General features: G+C 52.5%; 15 protein-coding genes and 3 pseudogenes. 11 read left to right on the forward strand and 7 right to left on the reverse strand.

All coding sequences use genetic code 11. The features are described from left to right. Positions 1-88 precede the first annotated feature (88 nt). Positions 89-751: a PadR family transcriptional regulator gene (locus tag KTE_RS42595; RefSeq protein WP_201392907.1), complete on the reverse strand. Its 663-nt coding sequence runs from the start codon at positions 749-751 to the stop codon at positions 89-91. A gap of 179 nt (positions 752-930) precedes the next feature. On the opposite strand from KTE_RS42595, the gene KTE_RS42600 reads away from it, so the two are divergent. Continuing rightward, positions 931-1,752, forward strand: a complete 822-nt coding sequence (locus tag KTE_RS42600) for an alpha/beta fold hydrolase (RefSeq protein ID WP_201392909.1) — start codon at positions 931-933, stop codon at positions 1,750-1,752. A 98-nt stretch (positions 1,753-1,850) separates the two neighbouring features. On the opposite strand, the gene KTE_RS42605 is transcribed toward KTE_RS42600, so the two are convergent. Continuing rightward, complete coding sequence (locus KTE_RS42605) at positions 1,851-2,267, reverse strand: hypothetical protein (RefSeq protein ID WP_201392911.1); 417 nt, start codon at positions 2,265-2,267, stop codon at positions 1,851-1,853. 506 nt (positions 2,268-2,773) lie between these two features. Between KTE_RS42605 and KTE_RS42610 the strand changes: the two are divergent. Both KTE_RS42610 and KTE_RS42615 read left to right on the forward strand, forming a co-directional pair. Then, a pseudogene (locus KTE_RS42610) lies at positions 2,774-3,595 on the forward strand (RNA-guided endonuclease InsQ/TnpB family protein); the annotation flags it as partial. Positions 3,596-4,306: 711 nt separating this feature from the next. After that, entirely contained in the window at positions 4,307-6,151 is a 1,845-nt protein-coding gene (locus tag KTE_RS42615; RefSeq protein ID WP_201392913.1) for a glycoside hydrolase family 15 protein, read from the forward strand. Here KTE_RS42615 and KTE_RS42620 read toward each other — a convergent pair. After that, entirely contained in the window at positions 6,148-7,305 is a 1,158-nt protein-coding gene (locus KTE_RS42620; RefSeq protein WP_201392915.1) for a cation diffusion facilitator family transporter, read from the reverse strand. The two genes, KTE_RS42615 and KTE_RS42620, sit on opposite strands and share 4 nt — an antisense overlap. Positions 7,306-7,462: 157 nt before the next feature. After that, positions 7,463-7,603 (reverse strand): annotated as a pseudogene (locus tag KTE_RS50335) (carbohydrate ABC transporter permease); the annotation flags it as partial. A gap of 112 nt (positions 7,604-7,715) precedes the next feature. On the opposite strand from KTE_RS50335, the gene tnpA reads away from it, so the two are divergent. Both tnpA and KTE_RS42630 read left to right on the forward strand, forming a co-directional pair. After that, a complete protein-coding gene (gene tnpA, locus KTE_RS42625) occupies positions 7,716-8,123 on the forward strand; it encodes an IS200/IS605 family transposase (RefSeq protein ID WP_201392917.1) in 408 nt (135 codons plus the stop codon). 1 nt (position 8,124) lies between these two features. After that, positions 8,125-9,330, forward strand: a complete 1,206-nt coding sequence (locus tag KTE_RS42630) for an RNA-guided endonuclease TnpB family protein (RefSeq protein ID WP_201392919.1) — start codon at positions 8,125-8,127, stop codon at positions 9,328-9,330. A 10-nt stretch (positions 9,331-9,340) separates the two neighbouring features. Here KTE_RS42630 and KTE_RS42635 read toward each other — a convergent pair. Further along, positions 9,341-9,643, reverse strand: a pseudogene (locus tag KTE_RS42635) (carbohydrate ABC transporter permease); the annotation flags it as partial. Between the two features lie 107 nt (positions 9,644-9,750). After that, a complete protein-coding gene (locus KTE_RS42640; protein ID WP_201392921.1) occupies positions 9,751-10,782 on the reverse strand; it encodes a LacI family DNA-binding transcriptional regulator in 1,032 nt (343 codons plus the stop codon). Positions 10,783-11,155: 373 nt separating this feature from the next. Between KTE_RS42640 and KTE_RS42645 the strand changes: the two genes are divergently transcribed. From KTE_RS42645 to KTE_RS42670, 6 genes are all read left to right on the forward strand, one after another. Next, entirely contained in the window at positions 11,156-12,487 is a 1,332-nt protein-coding gene (locus KTE_RS42645; RefSeq protein WP_201392923.1) for a Gfo/Idh/MocA family oxidoreductase, read from the forward strand. A gap of 156 nt (positions 12,488-12,643) precedes the next feature. Next, a complete protein-coding gene (locus KTE_RS42650) occupies positions 12,644-13,519 on the forward strand; it encodes a sugar phosphate isomerase/epimerase (RefSeq protein ID WP_201392925.1) in 876 nt (291 codons plus the stop codon). 124 nt (positions 13,520-13,643) lie between these two features. After that, the gene (locus KTE_RS42655; protein ID WP_201392928.1) at positions 13,644-14,744 is read left to right on the forward strand and encodes a Gfo/Idh/MocA family protein; all 1,101 of its coding nucleotides are present in this window, start codon (positions 13,644-13,646) and stop codon (positions 14,742-14,744) included. A 274-nt stretch (positions 14,745-15,018) separates the two neighbouring features. Next, the gene (locus KTE_RS42660; protein ID WP_201392930.1) at positions 15,019-16,686 is read left to right on the forward strand and encodes a family 20 glycosylhydrolase; all 1,668 of its coding nucleotides are present in this window, start codon (positions 15,019-15,021) and stop codon (positions 16,684-16,686) included. A gap of 186 nt (positions 16,687-16,872) precedes the next feature. Continuing rightward, positions 16,873-19,008, forward strand: a complete 2,136-nt coding sequence (locus tag KTE_RS42665; protein ID WP_236600987.1) for an APC family permease — start codon at positions 16,873-16,875, stop codon at positions 19,006-19,008. Positions 19,009-19,069: 61 nt separating this feature from the next. Next, entirely contained in the window at positions 19,070-20,164 is a 1,095-nt protein-coding gene (locus KTE_RS42670; protein ID WP_201392932.1) for a hypothetical protein, read from the forward strand. Positions 20,165-20,260: 96 nt separating this feature from the next. Here KTE_RS42670 and KTE_RS42675 read toward each other — a convergent pair whose 3' ends face one another. Continuing rightward, the gene (locus KTE_RS42675; protein WP_201392934.1) at positions 20,261-20,680 is read right to left on the reverse strand and encodes a pyridoxamine 5'-phosphate oxidase family protein; all 420 of its coding nucleotides are present in this window, start codon (positions 20,678-20,680) and stop codon (positions 20,261-20,263) included. Between the last annotated feature and the right edge of the window lie 24 nt (positions 20,681-20,704).

Consider the following 20,704-nt stretch of genomic DNA (forward strand, 5'->3'; position numbering starts at 1 on the left):
TCCTTTAGTATGAAGCAAGCCCGACGCTACTAAAGTACGCGTCTACATATGCTCGTTATATGTAGACGCGTACTTTAGTAGCGTCGAGCTACTCGGCCCTCTCTATCTCAGCTATCGCCTGTTCAAACCAGGCGATCTCAGCGTCTAACATGTGCAGATTGTAGTCAACGAGCTGCAACACAAAGGTACGCTCATCCTCGTTTAGCTGAGGATTTAGTTTTACACGCGGTTGCCCCTTGCGATAGTGGTCGCGAAACGTTTCCAGGTAGGTGCGATAGCGCTCAAGCACGCTTAGACGCTCTTGAGGCGTCAGCAGGTTAAACTTTGATAGCTGAACGGCAAACAACTCAGGGTGGTAGGCATACCCTTGTGGCTGGTGCATCAGCTCAAAGAAGCGCTCGCGGCCCGCGTCAGTAATCGCGTAGGCGCGGCGAGGCTGTCCCCGTTCCCGGCGCTCTTCCTGGGCAAACTCACGCTGTTGCTCCACAAAGACGGTAATCAACCCCTCCTGCTCCAGGCGTTTGATGAGCGGGTACAGCGTTCCCCAGCTTAACTGGCGCTGCGGCCCCAGAATGCGATTGATAATCTCGTTCAGCTTATATCCATGGTGGGGACCTTGCATCAGCTCACCCAGGACAAACAGCTCATACGCCGGATTTGACCTGCGCGCTTCAGAGGCACCGCCCTTCTTGCCAGTGTGAGTAACCTCCTGCTCTCCTAGCTGCTCTGTCTGATCGTTCTCGTGCGACATCGCTATTCCCCCTCTTTGTATTACGGTTCGATATAATTATAACGAATCGATAGTAAAATTACAAGTGCTGCAATCCTTAATAAAGGGCTTTCCGTCTAGCAGGAATAAATTTAACCTCATTTACTGTTAAGATAGGCATAAAACACCGTTTGTTTGCTAACAAGGAGTCTTCTGAATTTATGGAATGTCTGGTTTATGATACCCCTATTTACTATGAAGAATATGGTCAGGGAACGCCGGTTATCCTCATCCATGGATTTACGCCCGATCACCGCTTGATGACAGGCTGTATGGAGCCATTATTTGCGCAGAAGACTGGCTGGCGCCGGATCTACCTCGACCTACCTGGCATGGGGCACACGCCAGGGAAGGCATCCGTCAATAGCAGCGATGATATGCTCGACCTTGTTCTGGGCTTCATCGATGCGCTTATTCCCGGGCAGCGTTTCTTGCTGGTGGGCGAGTCCTACGGGGGCTATCTTAGCCAAGGTGTGGTTTTACGCAAGTTTGAACAATTGGCGGGGCTGGCCTTGATCTGCCCAGCAGTCGTCGAGGGACATGTCCCGGGTGACCTACCCTCACATACGACGATTGTCTCCAATCCCGAGTTCCTTGCCACACTTGCTCCAGCAGACGCAGAAGAATTCGGTCCGATGGCAGTAGTACAGGATGAGTATAACTGGCAACGCTTTCGTGACGAGATTTTGCCTGGCCTGCGCCTGGCTGATCGGGAGTTTTTGCAGAAAATCCGGCAGCGTTACCGCTTCTCGTTCGAGGTGAATCAGTTGCCGCAACCATTTACAAAGCCAACCGTGATTTTTACGGGCAGGCAGGATGCCTCAGTTGGCTACCGTGGTGCCTGGCGCATCCTGGACAACTACCCACGTGGCACTTTTGCCGTACTGGACCGCGCTGGACACAACGCCCAGATCGAACAGAGCCAGCTTTTCAACGCCCTGGTGAATGAATGGCTTGAGCGAGTGCAAGAAGCTACGCGCTAACATAGACCAGGAGAAAGCGTTTGCTCTCCAAAAGAGCGCTGGCACACATGTGTGCCAGCGCTCTTTTGGAGAGCAAACTGGAATCTCCCTCATCCTGGTTAGGTACGCTGTAAGCTCGTGCGAGCTTTCTTCCTACCGATGAATCGTCCAGGGAGGAGCAGCATGCAGCGGAGCGTGACGACCAGGATGAGGGTGGCATTGGCATAGAACATACCATTGGCAAAGATAGTAGGCCAGTCAATATTCTGAGCAACCTGACCAGAATGCTGTCCTATCAGTGCATCTATCTCATTCCAGCTATAGGGCGGACTGTGAGTTGGCTCCCAGGAAAATATCGAGGCCCCCAATGGATATCCCCGGGCTTCCGTATAGACAATATCGCAACAGACCCGATGGTAGAAAATGTGCTGGTAACTCAAATACAGGCCAAGAACAGCGCCAAGGATAATCAGAAAATTTTGCCAATAACTCAGACGTAAGATCGAGAAACGCCGCCTACCCAGAACAAGCACCATGCCAACTGCTATCACTAGAGGGCAGAAAAGAGCAATTCTTAGGAGAGCAGGAGAATCTAGATGCACCGTAAGAGTGTCGTAATCATTGGACACAACTAGCGTTGCCACAATGAATGCAATCGCACTCAAAGCGAGAAAAGCAATGGAAAAAACTTTTGTCCCCTTGTCTGCAAGCATCTGAAGTCTCTTGAAAAAAGAGAGCTGAGAGGAATCTAGTGATGGTTTATCGCGCATTCTGAATCTCCTTGAGCTTATCCGAAAAACGGAAAGGCGCCAGGCTCCTCGTATCAGCCGATTTTCGCATAAGCTCTTCGTACGTAGTCATCAAAGGATCGCACATTTCTAACAAAGAAGCTGTGAATTGAGCCACTTTTTGCTCAATTGCACCAACTGAATCTCTGTTCCCTGGAATATTACAAGAAACGAGCGAGAAAGCCCCCGTCTTTTAAGCCTGACTCTTACCCACATTTCACAAAGTGAGCTTGAGCACAGACCGTTTCCATTGAAATAGCTGTGGCATTGGTCGGCTTCGGCTCGTAGGCACACGCGACATGGAAATCTTCCCGCTCAAGCAGATCAAGCGCGTGCGCCTCATCCGGCGTGCCGATGGCTACTATACGCAAGTTGCCATACAAGCTGAACGGCACATTGAGCATATCCCAACAGGCAAGCACACCGGCATTGATCTGGGACTCAAAGCGTTCTTGACCGATGCCGAGGGCAACACCGTTGCCAACCCACGCCATCTGAGAAAGGCCGAGCGTAAGCTCAAGCGCTTGCACCGTCGCCTTTCTCGCACACAGAAGCAATCTCAGCAGCGTAAGAAGGCAAGAAAGAAGCTTGCCAAAGGCTCTCTCAAGGTTCAGAGGCAGCGTGAAGATTTCGCCAGAAAAACGGCGAACGCGCTGATCACATCTCACGATCTGATTGCCTATGAACACTTGAGAATCGCCAATCTGGTGAAGAACCGCAAGCTGGCAAAATCCATCAACGATGCAGCCTGGGGCCGCTTCATTCTCTGGCTCACCTACTATGGAGCCTTGCATCACATCCCCGTCATCGCCGTCGAGCCAGCCTTCACGAGCCAGGAGTGTAGCACCTGTGGGGCACGGATCAAGAAGTCGCTCAGTGTGAGGACCCACATCTGTCCTTCCTGTGGCCTGGTGCTTGACCGCGATCACAATGCGGCGCTCAACATATTAGCCAAGGCCTATCGTACTGTCGGGCAGACAGGAACGGGTGGGGCGCAAGCCCCACCGAACGCTTCTGGACAGACCGCCTCTACTCGCTCTGATCGCAAGGCCACAACGGGCAAGCGGGCTGGATGAAAGAAGAATCCCCCTTGCTTTTGCAGGGGGAGTGTCAAAGAAAGGTCAAACAAAAGTGAAGAGTAGACACGACATTTGTGTAAGGAAACACATCATCCAATGCTTCAACCCCATTCGCAAGAGAAGCTAGTACTCCTGGGGCAATTTCTTAAAAGCTGTTAATGAAGTATTTTCGCGTATCTGCTATACTCAATCCCATAGCGAGGGAGGTTACACACAAACCGAACTACATCTAGCAATTCATGCCGTTTTACCCCCGATCTCCCTCGCTCTCCTTCTCTTACCACTACCATCAGTTATGCCCACACCCAAATGCCCCCTCAGTAGGGATTAGCTTATTGATACATCCGGAAAGTTGTAGGGTCCAAGTTGGCTTAGACTCTTTTCCCCAGGAGAAGTACTCACGTTGCGGGAGGAAGGCCATGCAAGCATGGCCCCTACACATTTCCCGCTGATTTACCGGATGCACCAATTATGCTGTTGCTTAAATTAAAACGAGCTATGAAATCAGCCTGCTGTGCTCTCCTGGCGCTCAAGATAATCCAACTTTATTTACGAAAGCGCATAATCGCCTTGCGCACCGTAAACGTGGTGCCTATGGTAAGGAGGCAAAGAAAAGAACATAGCATTTGCAGATGCGGATACATTGTAATCAGGTAGTGTTTACAGGCGCTTAGAAGCAGAATCCTTGCAGGAGATTGGAGACGAGGCATGCTGGAGCTACAAGCAAGATATTTACCTATTGAAGATTATGCCATTATCGGCGACCTGCATACGGTGGCCCTGGTTGGGAAGAATGGCTCGATTGACTGGTGTTGCCTTCCGCGTTTCGACGCACCAAGCGTCTTTGGCGCGCTCCTGGACGCAAATAAAGGCGGCTTCTTTCAGATCGCACCCACGCCAACGAACGATTTGCGCAGTTCGCAGATGTACCTGCCCGAAACCAACGTCTTACTCACGCGTTTTCTCTGCGTTGATGGTATTGGTGAGATTACTGATTTCATGCCCATCAAAGATGATGACGATTCCCACACCCTACCCCACCACATCATTCGCTCAGTCGAGGTCGCCAGGGGAAGCATGGAGTTTCACCTGACCTGTCGGCCAGCCTTCAACTATGCTCAGGACGAACATGATACCCATCTGACCGAGCAGGGAGCCGTCTTCCACAGCCAGGGTCTCCACCTTGGACTCTCTACCAATATCGCGCTCTATCCAGATGATCAGGGAGGTGTGCAGGCGCATTTTGTCTTACATGAGGGTGAGTCGCTGCACTTTATGTTGGAAAGCACCACCGCGGGTGCGCAGGCTCCTGATCCCCTCTGTGAAGAGGGCTACCAGGAGATGTTTCATAGCACCATGACCTTCTGGCGCCAATGGCTCAAGAAATGCCAGTATCGCGGGCGCTGGCGCGAGTATGTCGAGCGCTCGGCCTTGCTGCTAAAATTGCTGACATATGCCCCCACCGGGGCGATTGTGGCCGCACCCACCACCAGCCTGCCCGAGACTATAGGTGGAACACGCAACTGGGATTATCGCTTTACCTGGTTGCGCGATGCCGCCTTTAGCCTCTATAGCCTGCTCACTCTGGGCTTTACCCAGGAGGCGGAGCAGTTTATGAACTGGCTGGACGAGCGCTGTCACGAGCTACCAGATTGCGGCTCGCTCCAGCCTATGTACGGCATCGATGGTGAGCATAATCTCAGCGAGAAAATTCTGCCTCATTTAGAGGGATATCGGGCCAGCGCGCCCGTCCGCATCGGCAATGGCGCCTATACTCAGATGCAACTCGATGTGTATGGCGAGATGCTGGACGCGATCTATATCTATAACCGTCACGAGGACATCTCATACGACCTCTGGGAGCATATGCGTAGCCTGCTGCACTGGCTTGAGGACCACTGGCAAGAGCCGGATGAAGGCATCTGGGAGGTACGCGGTGGTTCCAAACACTTCGTCCACTCGCGCCTGATGAGTTGGGTGGCCTTCGACCGCGCGCTGCGTCTCGCCAGGCACCGGGGCCTGCCCGCTCCCTACGCCGAATGGATGCAAACAAGCACTCAGATCTATCAACAGATCATGGAGGAAGGCTGGAGCAATAAAGACCAGAGCTTTGTGCAATATTATGGCGGCGACGCCATCGACGCCAGCCTGCTCCTTATGGGCCTCGTCAAGTTCACAGGAGCCAACGAGCCACGTATGCTCTCAACTATCCGCCGTATACAGCGTGATCTCGCCAAAAGCGCGCTTGTGAGTCGCTATGACCCACAATGTGCCGCCAGTGATGGCATCGAAAGCACTGAGGGGACCTTCGGCGCCTGTAGCTTCTGGCTGGCGGAGAACCTCGCCCGCTCAGGCTGTCCCCGCGAAGGCAGGCTCCTGCTGGAGAAGATGCTCTCCTTTAGCAATCACGTTGGACTCTTCGCCGAAGAGGTCGGGCTGGTCGGCGAGGCCCTGGGCAACTATCCCCAGGCCTTTACGCACCTGGCCATGATCACCGCCTGCGTCAACATTGATCGCGCCCTCGATGGCAATCTAGATCATAGCCCACTCTAATCGGCCTGGCTTCTGGGAGGTCGCATATGGTGCCTGGTCAGGCTGTGTGGGTCATACTCCGCCGTACCATGTGGATCGACATGGATCTGGACAGTTGCCAGGCGCGGTTGTGTGTGAAAGAGTGCATGCCGCACCTCCTCGGCGATATCATGGCTCTGGCGGATACTCAAATTCTCATCGACCTCAATGCGCATATCGGCCTCCAGAGCACGTCCTAGCCAGCGTGCACGCAGCTCCGGTATATCGAGTACGCCGGGAATCGCTCGCGCTACCCGCTCCAGGCTATCTATTACCTGCGGGTCAACCGCGTCCATCAGGCGATGCCACATCACCAGGGCCGTATCCTTGACGATAAGGAGAATCGCCAGCGTGATTAGCAGGCCAATGGCCGGGTCCACCAGGGGAAAACCTAGCAGAGAGCCGGCGGCACCGATGAGGACTGCGAGCGAGGTCAAGCCGTCTGCCTGAGCGTGTTTGCCATCCGCCACAAGGGCGGCTGAGCCGATCTCTTTACCAACGCGAATGCGAAAGATGGCCACACCCTCGTTCCCCGCGAAGCCGACAATAGCTGCCAGCATGACCCACCAGGCATAATGCAGCGGCTCAGGGTGCAGAAACTTCGTGATACTTTCATAGCCTGCCAGGAGCGCGCTCAGGAAGATCATCAGCACGATTACCACTCCGGCCAGGTCCTCAAGTCGGCCATAGCCATAGGTGTAGCGCCGATTCGCCGCACGCCGACTGAACGCAAAGGCGATCCAGAGCGGCACCGCCGTCAGGGCATCCGAGAAATTATGAATGGTATCCGCGAGCAGGCCGACGCTTCCACTCAGCATGGCAATCACAAGCTGAAAGAGCGCCGTGACCCCCAGACCTAATAAAGAGATCTTCAGCGCCCAGATACCCCGGTCACTACTCTCCAACGCGGTATCCACAGATGCCTCGGCATGACTATGGCCATGCACGAAGGGCAGCGCCTCCAACAACCAGCCCCAGCGCCCATGCACATGGTCATGATCATGTGCATGGTCATGGTCGTGATGTTCATGCGCTTCATGCTTCTCATGCTCATATTTATCGGACGTATGCCTATGTTTATGCTGGTCAAACATAGGGCCAGGAGCCTGCCCTGGCACATGGTCAGCATCTTCCATATTTCCTCTCAACTTCCATAACGCTCTATTGCTGGAAAAACGCATACAGGTAGAGTCAAACCATAAACTTAGCAGGGCATAGAATGTGCTATCTCCAGTATAAAACGCACGGCATCCTGGCGACAAATCTCGCCGAGTAAGAGGGGATAGTACACTGTTATCCTTTCAGTCCTGTCGTGTTTACTCCCTGGATTAAGAGACGCTGGAAAATCAGGAAGAAGCCGAAAATGGGTAACAGAGATAGCACAGGCATGGCAAAAAGTTGCCCATAGGCTGAATTTCCTGTACTATCCACAAATTGACGTTTATGGGCTTTAGCCCGCCGCAAGCCGCAGGGATTCATCCCTAGCGGTCAGGCGATTGCGGCTTTAGCCCTTGTGTCTCTGTTGAATATACTGTATACTACAACTATGTTTTCAACAGAAACAACCTATCAGCGTGATGAACATCGGGTGCATTTGATTTTGTATCATCTTATCTGGTGTCCCAAACGCCGCAAGCCCATTCTTACGGGGAACATCAAAGAACGTTGTGAGCAGCTTTTACAGGAAACGTGTGAGAGCAAGGGGTGGCAGATCATTGAACTCGCCATTGAGCCCGATCACATCCATCTGTTTGTGCGTGTCTGGACGACCGACAGCGCCGCTGATGTCGTCAAGGAGTTGAAGGGCGTTACCTCTTTTGCCTTGCGAAAAGAGTTTGCTCCCATTCTCAAGAAATTGCCGTCGTTGTGGACGCGTTCCTACTTTGCTTGTACGGTTGGGCAAGTGAGTGCAGAAGGTATCAAAGCCTATATTGAAGCACAGAAAGGCGTGTAGCGTGTATCAGATCAAACGGGTCAAGATCGGCAAGACTCCTCAAGTTGAGGAGTTGGCTCATGCCTGTGGGGAAGTCTATACTGCTACCCTCGTCTCTTTCTGGCGGACGGTCAGAAAAAAAGGCATCTGGCTCAAGCCCAAGCATCTGATGCGCTGGCATACCTCCAACAAACTCCACGCTCATACGGCTGATGCTTGCGTACAAGCCTTCTTTGCTTCACTCAAGAGTTGGAGAGAACGACGAAAAACGGATCCAACTGCCAAGCCACCACGGCGGCGTAAGTGGTACTTTCGCATTGAGTACAAACGCTCTGCCATGAGGGTGAAGAATGGCAAGCTCATGTTGTCCAATGGCAAAGGCAATGAACCTCTTGTCCTCGATTGGGCCTGGACCATTCCACAAACCCTCGTGATTTGCTGGACTGGCACCGAGTATGAAGCCATTGCGACCTATGAACCCTGTTATCTGCCTGTCCCTGAAAATGGCGACAAGGTGGCAGGGATCGACTTAGGCGAAATTCACATGGCTGTCAGTCACGATGGGGAACAGACCTATATCCTCAATGGGCGTCTCCTCCGCTCAAAGAGGCAGTATCGCAACAAGGTGTTAGCAACATTGCAAAAGAAGATTGATGCGAAGAAGAAAGGCTCGCGTCGTCGCAAGAAACTTGTCAGATCAAAGCAAAAGCAACTCAAGAAATTAGCACATCAGATCAAAGATATTGAGCATCAGAGCACGTCAAGGTTGATCTCCACACTTCAGAGAAACGGTGTGCAGACCTTGGCAATTGGCGATGTGCGCGATATCCGGCAAGATTTGGATGTTGGCTCCAAAAATAATCAGAAACTCCACCAATGGTCCTTTGGTTCTCTTCGCCACAAACTCACCTATAAGGCTGAAAGAGTTGGTATGCTGGTAGAGATACAGGAAGAGTCGTATACCAGCAAGACGTGTCCTGTCTGTGGCAAACGGCGGAAGAGCCCGGTTCAAGGACGCAATTTCTGTTGCACGAACAAAGCATGTGGGTGGAAAGGGCATCGTGATTTTGTAGGAGCCTGCAACATTCGGTACAAGTATCGTGGGGAAATGGGTATCCCTCACGTAGTTGGGGCTGATATGGCTGCCCCCATCGGGCTGAGGTTCATGCCTCATATCGGTGTAGCTCGCAAGGAGAAAATGTACTTGCGAGAAGCCGCTGGTCTTTAGACCACGCGGAGAAGTCACTCAGTGCAACTGGAATAGTGAACGTTGCTTCGTCACTGAGGTAGATCAACTGGCTAAAAAAGTCGTTCCATGTCCAGATAAATGTAAAGATGGCTGTAGTCACCAGCGCGGGCAGCGCTAATGGCAGGATGATGCGCCAGTAGAAGCTAAAGTGGCTACAGCCATCTATCCTGGCAGTATCATCCAGTTCTGTCGGAATACCGCGAATAAACTGGATCATCAGGAAGATAAAAAATGTATCTGTAGCGAAAAGCTTGGGCGCGACCAATGGAAGAAACGTACCTATCCATTGCAAGCAAGTGGGAAAGAGCATCCAAGTATCAAATCAAATAGTGGAGCAACCTCTTCTTCTTGAGAAGAGAGATATTCCTCAATGAACAAAGTACGAGTGGGAACTGTACGTTACTGTACATATGCAGTATCAATAGCAAGTTTGCGCGTACTTTTTCGTACCACCAGATCCGGTAACAAGATACGCTGGTGCAGTTTCATCTCCGAATTGTTTAAGATCTCAACAAGATATTTGATGGCCATACTGTCCTGCTCTCTAAAGGCAAAGTTAATTGTCGTCAGCGGCGGTTCAGTAAAGGAGGCCAATTCCGCATTATCAAAGCTAAGTACCGAGACATCGTTTGGAATATGCAAGCCATGCTCATGGAGAGCATGCATCGCCCCCAGCGCCATCGTATCTGAACCAACCAGCACAGCGGTAAAAGGCTGATGTGTCGCTAGAATGTGCTCCATAGCTTCATACCCACTACGAAACGTATAATGTGCCTCGTGCACAGGTCCCGGCTCTAGACCATGCTGCCGCAGTGTCTCTTTCCAGGTAGTATAGCGCAACTGCCCATTGATCAGATTGGTGGAGGGCGGAATGGCCGCAATCTGGCGATGCCCAAGTTCAATAAAATACTCCACGGCCATACGCGTCGCGTACACCTGGTCAAAGCCAACCCATGCAAGACGGGAATTCGGCACGTAGTCGCGGCGCACCAGGGGGAGCCCGTTGCATAGCTCCAGCAACTTCTCATCGGAAATACGAAGAGAAGGAGCATACATCACTACTCCATCTACTAACCTCGCCGCGGCGTTATCCAACGCCATCCCCAGTTCATCCGAGCTGGTCATAGTCACAAGCAGGTTGTAGCCAGCATCTCTAGCCGCCAACGCCATACTCCTGATGGAGTCAGCGAAGTGACCACCCTGCATAATGTCAACAATAATCAACTCCAGAATTTGCGAGCGGTTGGTATTAAGCATCTGCGCAACTTTATTGGGGACAAAATCCAATTCTTGCATTGCCAGCAGGACACGCTTGCGCGTCTCCTCTGCAACATTATTGTTCCCATTCAAAACACGCGAAACTGTCTGATAGGAAATACCTGCCTGCCGTGCAACATCACGAATGGTAGTCTTCTTTTTTTTCTGGGCCATGACAAGCTCTTTCCCCATCGCTCTTGCTCACTTGCTATCCAATGTTGCAACCATATTGTGACCGTTCACAGTATAGCCAATTTTAGATGAAGCTGTCAATAGGTGAGATATTGATTATTGAACCCTGAAACCGTTTTAAGAGAAGCCATCATTACTCTTAATGCTTTCTTCTCTTAAAGAACATGGAGCGCACCGCCACGCAAAAAAAGCATACATAACTTTTTGTGGCTTTTTTGGCGGGGATTTTCGGGAATTTTAGAGTGGTTGATCCACTACAGCTTGATTTATCCAGCAAAATAGTGCATATAATATTTGTGATCGGTCACAAATTATGTCGCCCACAGGACAAAGAAGGCGAAGGAACGGAGCAAGAATGGAGAAGAAACGTTATGCGTTGGTTGGGACGGGGGCACGCGCCCGCATGTTTATTGACGCGCTCATCACTACATATCGCGATGTGGCGGAACTGGTCGCGTTCTGCGATTTGAGCCAGGTCCGTATGGATTGGTATAACCAGCGCCTACAAACGCTGGCAGGACTGCCACCTCTACCAACCTATCATGCTGAACAGTTTGACGAGATGATTGCCGAAACCCATCCCGATACAGTAATCGTCACGACCATAGATGCCACACATCATCTCTATATCATACGCGCCATGGAATTAGGTTGTGATGTCATCACGGAAAAACCTATGACGACAAGCGCGGAAAAAATGCGAGCTATCTTCCAGGCAATTGAACGCACTGGCCGCTCACTACGAGTGAGTTTTAATTATCGCTATGCCCCAGCCTATACACGCTTTCGCGAATTGGTGATGCAGGGTGCGGTGGGGAAACCGCTGGCAGTCGATTTCTCCTGGATACTGGATACCAATCATGGCGCAGATTACTTTCGCCGCTGGCATCGCGAAAAACAGCATAGTGGCGGCCTGCTCGTCCATAAGGCTACACATCATTTTGACCTTGTCAACTGGTGGATTGCTTCATACCCTCAGCAGGTCTTTGCGCTGGGCGATCTCAGCTTCTATGGCAAGCAAAACGCCGAAGCCCGCGGCGAACAGTATGCGTACGAGCGCTACACTGGCGTCCCGGAGGCTGACAATGATCCTTTTGCGCTGACGTTGGAGAACAATGAGATGTTTCGTGGCCTCTACCTGGCTGCTGAAAATGAGACGGGCTATTTACGAGATCGTAATGTATTTGGAGAGCCAGTTACGATTGAAGATACCATGTGTGTGACAGCGCGTTATCGCAATGGCGTGCTGCTGTCCTACTGCCTGGTTACCTACGCGCCCTGGGAAGGTCTGCGCGTGGCGATTACTGGCACTAAGGGCCGGATTGAGATGGATATTGTCGAGAATGTCAATCATCTCCAGGGGAATGGCGAGGCCAGAATGAACGCCAGCAAAGGGCCTTTCAAATCCGCACGCATCCGTGCCTACCCAATGTTCGCTCTCCCATACGATGTTGAAGTTCCAACGGGAGATGGAGGGCATGGCGGCGCCGATCCCATTTTGCTAGAGCAACTCTTCTCGCCCACTCCGCCAGCTGATCCCTTCAATCGAGCCGCCTCGCATATCGATGGTGCCGCTTCAATCCTGGTTGGCATCGCCTCCAATGAGTCAATGCGCACTGGCAAGATGGTCTTCGTTGATGACCTGTTTGTGCTCCCAAACAAAACAGCAGATGAGAGAGGCAAGTGAGGAGGATACACGGCACTTTACTGGTCATAACACGTCTGCTGATTGAGGTGGCGCGCCTGAAATAGCCTTTGACCTGGCCTATCGCGAGGAACTGGGCACTACACCTCAATAGGGCCAATTTCGGCAGTCGTTCGTTGGGCGATGAGATATTCTAGCATGAGTATTGAAAGAGAGGAGCTACTTTTGCGGCTAAGTATTATAACAGATGAGATTTCTCAGGATCTTAAGCACGCGCTTCACGTTTGTCGCGATCTCCAGGTCGATACGGTCGAACTACGCAAGGTTGAGGACAAAGATATAGTTCTCCATGATATGGCCAGCTTGATGCGCATTCAATCTCTCTTACGCGATCAAGGCTTTCGTGTATGCTCAATTGCTTCACCTTTCCTGAAATGCCCCCTCTGGAGTGAGCTAGCTCTTACAGCCCACACGAAGGAGCAGGCGCGAGAATGGGATTTATTGCAGCGTTCATTTGAGATCGCCGCCCTGTTTGGGGCTCCACTGGTACGAACCTTCTCCTTCCTGCGCATACCCGATCCAACAACCATACGCCCAGTTCTCCTGGAAGCGATCGCTAAGGCTGCTCGCCTCACAGAAGAAGCTGGGTTGAAGCTTGTACTAGAGAATGAACATGCCTGTAATATTGCGACAGGAGAGGAAGCTGGCTGGCTGCTTCAGCGCCTTCCCACAGACACATTCGGCGTCATTTGGGATCCCGGCAACGAGGCGTATGTTGGCTCAAGCCCTTTTCCAGCTGGCTACCAGCATGTGCGAGGACGTGTTCTACATGTACATGTGAAAGATGCTATCTATTCCTTGGATGCGCCCCAGCAGAGGCGCTTCGTCAAGATGGGCACTGGCTCCATCGATTATGTAGGACAATTCCGTGCGCTTGCTGAGGATGGATACACCGGGACTATTTCGCTTGAAACCCACTATATTCACCCTAACGGTGGACGTGAGCAGGCAACTCGTGAGTCCTTTGCCGCCCTGTACCAGATGCTACAAGAGGCGGAAGTGACACTCGACTAACACAATATATCGAGATTTCTCTGTATCTTCCATTTACTCCCTCAACCGAGAGAAACTAAGAGGTCAGAGACAAAGGAGGAGCTCTCTAGAGAGCTTCTTTCATGCAAGAAAGGCAGATAACATAGTGAAAGCATCGCAGGCACAGCGGTTGCGGCACGCCATCATTGGCGTAGGTGCGGGCATTTTGAATGGCCACCGACCAGCCCTGGCGTTACCAATAGTTGATCTTGTCGCCGCGTCAGATATCAATACGACAATAGGTCAGCAGCGCGCTGACGAATTGCAATGCGCCTTTTATGCAGATTACCGGCAGATGCTGGCCGAGACGCAACCAGACGTTGTCGTCATTCTTACTCCTCCTTTTCTGCATGCCTCCATGGTCATAGAGAGTTTGCGAGCAGGCTGTCATGTGCCGGTTGAGAAACCCATGGCGCTTCAGGTGGCGGAGGCCGACGAGATGATCGCGACCGCGCATCGGTACAAACGTATGCTTGGCGTCGTATTTCAGCAACGCTATCGCCCCGAGATCATAGCCGCGCGCAAGCTGCTGCAAGAGGGTGTTCTGGGCAAGATCCAGCGCGTCGAGTTGATGGCAGTGTGGACACGGCCATCCTTCTACTATCAAATGGCCCCCTGGCGAGCTACCTGGTCAGGAGAAGGAGGAGGAATTGTCACCAACCAGGCATCGCATAATCTCGACCTGCTCTGCCATTTGCTCGGCTCCCCCAGTCGCGTCTTTGCCTGGACGCGTAACTTGCTGCACCAGATCGAAACTGAGGATACAGTCCAGGCAATGCTAGAATGGCAGGATGGAGCTTTAGGAATGGTGCACATCAGCTCAGCTGAGGCCGATGACCCTGAGCATCTGAAGATCATAGGGACCCGCGGCTCGCTGGAAATTGGTCGTGGCAAGCTGCTGGCCCACACACTAGACCTCGACATGAGCGAATATGCGCTTACCAGCCGCGATCCCTATGCCCAACCTGTACATCATCCATATGCCATTACGTTGGAACAAGGGCAAGGCAATCACATAGCTGTCTATCGCGACTTCCACGATGCTCTTCTCCACGGGAGTAGCGACTATGCCGATGGTGTACAGGCATGCCAGGAACTGGAACTGGCGAATGCAATAATCTATTCAAGCCACTGTCACTGCGAGGTCGAATTGCCGCTCAATCGTCAACACTACTCATCCCTGCTCAAGGATTTGCAGGCACAGTAATCATAGTCCACCCTTGCGCAAAACTCGTTGCAAGAGGGAAAAAATCATGTTCCGGTTTCATCTTCTTTTTGACAGAGATTCGACGCCCCTCCAGAAGAACAATCAACTAGCTGGAAATGGCCGTTACCAAATAGCCAGGACTAATATAGGGTGAAACGCCCTGAAATTGACATCCCATTTTATCACTCTTATACTACATTTGATGCGCATAGCTCCTGATAAGAGGAAGTAAAAATTCCTTGCGCAAATATACTCTATTTTTAGGAGATGATAGTTGAAGCGCAAACGGTTCTTACTAGCAAGCGGGATCGTCCTACTCTTCTGTCTACTAGGCGTCCTCCTGGCCATATTTTTTAATCCACAGGCACCTACAGCCAGGCAGGCCACCGTTATGATTAATCCCGCGCCTAAAGTCATTCCCAGTTTGCGCGAGTGGCGGGGTAGTGTGGGGGAATTCGAACTACCAGTCCTGGCGCATATTGTTATTGATACACGCTATGAAACGCAGTTGAAAGAGGCGGCCAGCACCTTTCAAAATGACCTGCGTGCCGTCACAAAGCGCAACGTCTCTATTTCTACGGCGACCAGCGCACGACCTGGCGATCTCTTCCTGACGCTGGGAGCTATCGATCACACCATCGGTGATGAGGGCTACCTGCTCACAATCGAGGACAGCGTCATCATCGATGCCCGCACCAGCAAGGGCGCCTTCTATGGCACACGGAGCCTGCTCCAGATCCTCACGCAAGATGACGCCAAATCTCACATCCCCAGGGGTCTGGCCAGGGATTATTCCAGTTATCCTATGCGCGGCTTTATGCTGGACGTTGGACGCAAATTCGTACCCTTAAACATCCTCAAGGACTATGTGAAGCTGCTCGCCTGGTACAAAATGGATGATTTTCACCTGCACCTCAACGATAACCAGTCTGGCGTCGGCAGTGAGGATGGGTGGGAGGCAAAGTACTCCGCCTTTCGCCTCAAGAGCGACAAGTTTCAGGGGCTGGCGGCAACCGATGGGGCCTATAGCAAGCAAGATATGCGCGAGCTACAGGACCTGGCCCGTGCCTATGGCGTAACAATCACACCTGAGATCGACGCGCCCGCGCATGCCCTGGCATTCACTAAGTACCGGCCTGACCTGGCGAGTAGCAAATATGACAAAGACTTCCTAGATCTAAGCAATCCCAAAACCTATACTTTTATGGACTCCGTCTGGGGCGAGTTCCTGCCCTGGTTCGATACTGATGAGTTTCACATCGGCGTCGACGAGTACGCGGTGAGCGACGCCGATAACTACCGGCGCTACATCAATCACTATATCGCCTACTTGAAACAGCACGGCAAGAAGGCTCGCATCTGGGGCAGCCTCTCAGAGATGAAAAGCTCGGTCCCGGTCGATAGTGATGCCACGCTGGAGGTCTGGAATAACCAGTGGTCGAACCCCATTGATATGAAAAAGATGGGCTTTCGTATCATCAACGCCAATGATCAGAATCTCTATATCGTGCCCGGCGTCACCTACTATCACGACTACCTGGATACCCAGTTGCTCTACAACAAGTGGGAGCCATACATCTTTGACCTGAGCAACCCCAAACTCAACTATGCGCCGGGCGACCCACAACTTGAAGGCGCCATTTTCGCCGAATGGAACGATAGGCTAGGGGGAGCCGTCGACGAAGCCGGACTACACGAACGCATCAAGCCCGCCGTCCAGGCCTTGAGCGAGAAAATGTGGGGCAGCACGCAGAACCGCCTGGGATACGATCAATTCAAAACTCTAGCGGGTATTATCGGCGACGCGCCCGGAACCCAGCTACCACCAATCACACCCCCACCTCCCTTACAGGTTCCACCGCATACCGATGCCCCGACCCAGCCAGAGATGTCCATGCTAACACCAGATCCTGACAGATTCAGGCGAGCCGCGAAGCGCTAATGATCTATGTTTTGAATATTGTGATGGTCTGGCTCTGCCAGACCATCACAATATTCAAAACACTTTTCCCCTCTAAAAATTTGCTCAAGATTCTGGTCGCTAGCGCTAAATCTCTTTCTATGAGCGATCACGTATGCTATATTCAGCGTATAATTGATGCTCTATTAAGAAAGCTTAAGCTTACATATGGATAACCCTGATAAACTCTTCAACAGGGTAACATACATCGGTAAAGACGGTGCGGAGATACAAGCAGATGACTATGATCTGCAGACGCCTGTAGGCGAGGAGCGACGAGGCGGGCGCCTGGGCGATATGCGCTATGTTATTATTCGCCCAGAAAATCCCCCTCTACGTCGCGTCGGCAGTGGTATGCTAGAGGCCACCGAGGCTGCGGAGGTTCCCGAGAGTCGCCTATCCCAAGCGGCCTACTGGACCAAGCGCGCCCTGATTGGCGTCCCCCTGGCCAGCGCTAAGGCGGAGCATGAACGCCTGAGCAAATTTAAAGCCCTGCCACTCCTCTCATCTGACGCCATCTCCTCAGTTGCCTTCGCCACCGAGGCCATATTGATCAACCTGGCAGCCGCCGGACCTGCTCACCTGGGCCTGGCCCTGCCTATCAGCCTGGTCATTATCCTACTTCTCTGCATAGTCACCATTTCATACCGCCAGACTATTCCCGCCTATCCCAATGGGGGCGGCTCCTATACCGTGGCGCGCGAGAATCTGGGCAAGCTTCCCGGGCTAGTTGCCGCTGCCGCGCTCCTCATCGACTATGTGCTCAACGTCGCCGTCTGCATCTCGGCTGGTGTCCTGAACATGGTCTCGCTTTTTCCAGAGCTACATGGCTCGATTGTGCTCCTCGACATCGCGCTTGTGGTACTCGTCACACTGCTTAACCTGCGTGGTGTGCGCGAATCTGGCTCTATCTTTGCCTTTCCGACCTACTTCTTTGTCATCAACGCCACCCTACTCATCGGCGTTGGCCTCTTCAAGGCCTATGTCATTCATCACCAACCTATCATTGGCACTTTTGCACCAATGAAAGATACAGTTTTCGAACCCCTCACAGTCTTGCTCGTACTGCGCGCCTTCGCGACCGGCTGTTCGGCGATGACGGGCGTAGAGGCAATCTCCAACGGCGTCCCTATCTTTAAGAAGCCAGAGACACGTAATGCCTCGACGACCCTGACTATCATGGCCTTTATTCTGGGAACACTCTTCCTGGGCATTACGCTGCTGGCAATGACCTATGGCATTGAGGCCCATCCCTCCGGCAACCCTACCGTGGTGGCCCAGATCGCCCTGAAGGTCTACAGCAATTCTGGCCCGTTTATTGTCCTCTTTCCCATTTTTCAGCTCGCAGTGCTGGGTATTCTGGCCCTCTCGGCGGAGACAAGCTACGCCGACTTCCCACGCCTGGCCTCGCTTCTCGCGCACGATGGCTTCCTCCCCAGGCAGTTCTCGTTCCGAGGGGACCGCCTGGCGTTCTCAGTCGGCATTATCGCTCTGGCCGTCATGTCCTGCATCCTGCTCATAGTCTTTGAGGGGAGCACCAATGCCCTGATCAATCTCTTCGCGGTCGGCGTCTTTATCGCCTTCACGCTCTCGCAGGCAGGTATGGTCATGCATTGGTGGCGCCTGCGCGGGACCGTTAAGAACTGGCGCAGGAGCATCATGATTAACGGCCTGGGTGCTGGCACAACCGCGATTGTGGCTATGATCATCGCCGCTATGAAGTTTGTGGAGGGAGCTTGGATCGTCATCTTGTTGATACCTTTGCTGGTCCTAATGTTTCTAGGTATCGAGCACCACTACCACGTCTTCGAAAGCGAGCGCACCACCGACGTTCCCGCGCAACCACAACAGATCAAGCATCGCGTCATCATCCCTATTGACCGGCTTGACCGCGTCACCATTCAAAGCCTCTCCTATGCGCGCTCTATTACACGCCACGTGACCGCCGTCCATGTCGTCGTCAATGAGGAGAGCGCACTCAAGATACGCCAGGACTGGATGAAGTGGCAGCAGTATATTGGTGAGGACGAGGAGACACACCTGCTGCTGATAGAATCTCCCTATCGCTCACTCTTTCGCCCATTGCTGGCCTACATTGATACGATACGCAAGCGTCATCCCGATGAAACCCTCTCAGTAATTCTGCCAGAGTTTGTCGTCGCACACTGGTGGGAGTATTTTCTGCATAACCAGACCGTGCTACGCCTGAAGGCCAAACTCCTGTTCCGCCCAGGCATCGTTGTGATTAATCTGCCACAGCACATTCGTGGCAAACAGCCTGCACTCAGACCGCTTCCCTGGTAAAATAGAGACAAATGCCAACCCGGGCATAATAATTCAGTGTAAAATACGGAGTAGTCCCTGTATGTATGATATACTCTGGCTTCTATTGCGCATCCTGGTCTTTCTACTAGGGGCCACAAGCGTCATTGCCGCGGCGCTTTCCGCGATACGCACCTTTGTGCTACCGCGTAGCGCCTCCGATGTGTTCAGCAGCAACGTCTTTCTCGTCGTGCGCATATTTTTTGAAATACGCAAACGGCGCACCACCACCTATGAACAACGCGATCAAATTATGGAGCTGTACGCCCCCATGAGCCTGTTAGCTCTCCTGGTTACCTGGCTCCTCTGCATCCAGTTGGGCTATACTGCTATGTTCTGGGGATTGAACAGTGGCTCCCTCTACCGGGCGTTTGAGATTAGTGGCTCCTCGCTCTTCACCCTGGGGATAGCCTTTGTCGATACCTTTCCCGACACGCTCCTGACCTTCTCGGAAGCTGCTATAGGCTTGCTACTCGTTGCATTATTAATCTCCTATCTACCAACCATCTATACCTCGTTCTCGCGTCGTGAAGAGGCCGTGACATTGCTGGAGACACGTGCTGGATCACCACCTTCAGCGGTCGAGATGATCAAGCGCTACTACCGCATTGGTGGCCTGGAGCGACTCACTGAGGTCTGGCGTAGCTGGGAGAAATGGTTTGCGGAGATCGAAGAGAGCCACACCTCGCTGGGTTCGCTCACCTTCTTCCGCTCACCTCAACCGCAGCGCTCATGGGTGACCGCCGCAGGTGCTATCCTGGATACCGCCTCGCTGATCAATGCGGCTCTGGATATTCCGCACGATCCCCAGGCGGATCTCTGTATTCGTGCTGGCTATCTCTGCCTACGCTATGTCTCAAGCTTCTTCAAAATGCCCTTTGATCCTAATCCCGCGCCAACCGATCCTATCAGTATCTCTCAGGTAGAGTTTAATCTCGCCTATGACGAACTCGCCGCGGAAGGTGTGCCGATGAAGCCGGATCGCGAGCAGGCCTGGCGCGACTTCTCCGGTTGGCGTGTCAACTACGATACGCCCCTTCTGGCCCTGGCGGAGCTAACCGACGCACCGCGCGCCCCCTGGGTCTCCGACCGCTTCCTGATTCATCCCCCACGTCTGCTAGTTCGCTACCGCAGATAGAGAATATGGTGTGTAGTGGCGGTGCGGCTCCGCCGCACCGCCACTACACACCATATTTTACCCGGCGAGAAGCAACGCAGGTGCAAAAGAGGTTGCCTACTGGCTGGTGAAGCGGTCGATGGTCACGCGAATAACCTGGTTATACTCCTGCCCCATCGACTCGGGGGTGAAACCTATTTCCTGCATTTCAGCACCATATTTCGCCTTGTAGGCGGGCAGGGTAGTGTCAGGCTGCTCTTCCTCGCTTGAGAGCACACGCGCCTGGCCTTCAAGGATAATCACGTCGCCGCCATCATCAGTATTGTCCAGGGCTAACACGACATTAGGATTCTGGGCAAGGTTGCGAATCTTCTGGTTATTCTTGCTAAAGATGAGGACTGATTCGCCCTCCCACAGGAACCAGACGGGCACGCTATGCGGGCGTCCATCGGGTCGCACCGTTATAAACCAGGCAATCACCTCATTTGTCAAACGCTCTTTTGTGTGCTCTTTCAAGGTTTCAACAGAGAAACTCATCGTTCTACTCCTTTATCATAACCA

Source organism: Ktedonobacter sp. SOSP1-85 (assembly GCF_016587415.1).
Taxonomy (GTDB): Bacteria; Chloroflexota; Ktedonobacteria; order Ktedonobacterales; family Ktedonobacteraceae; genus Ktedonobacter.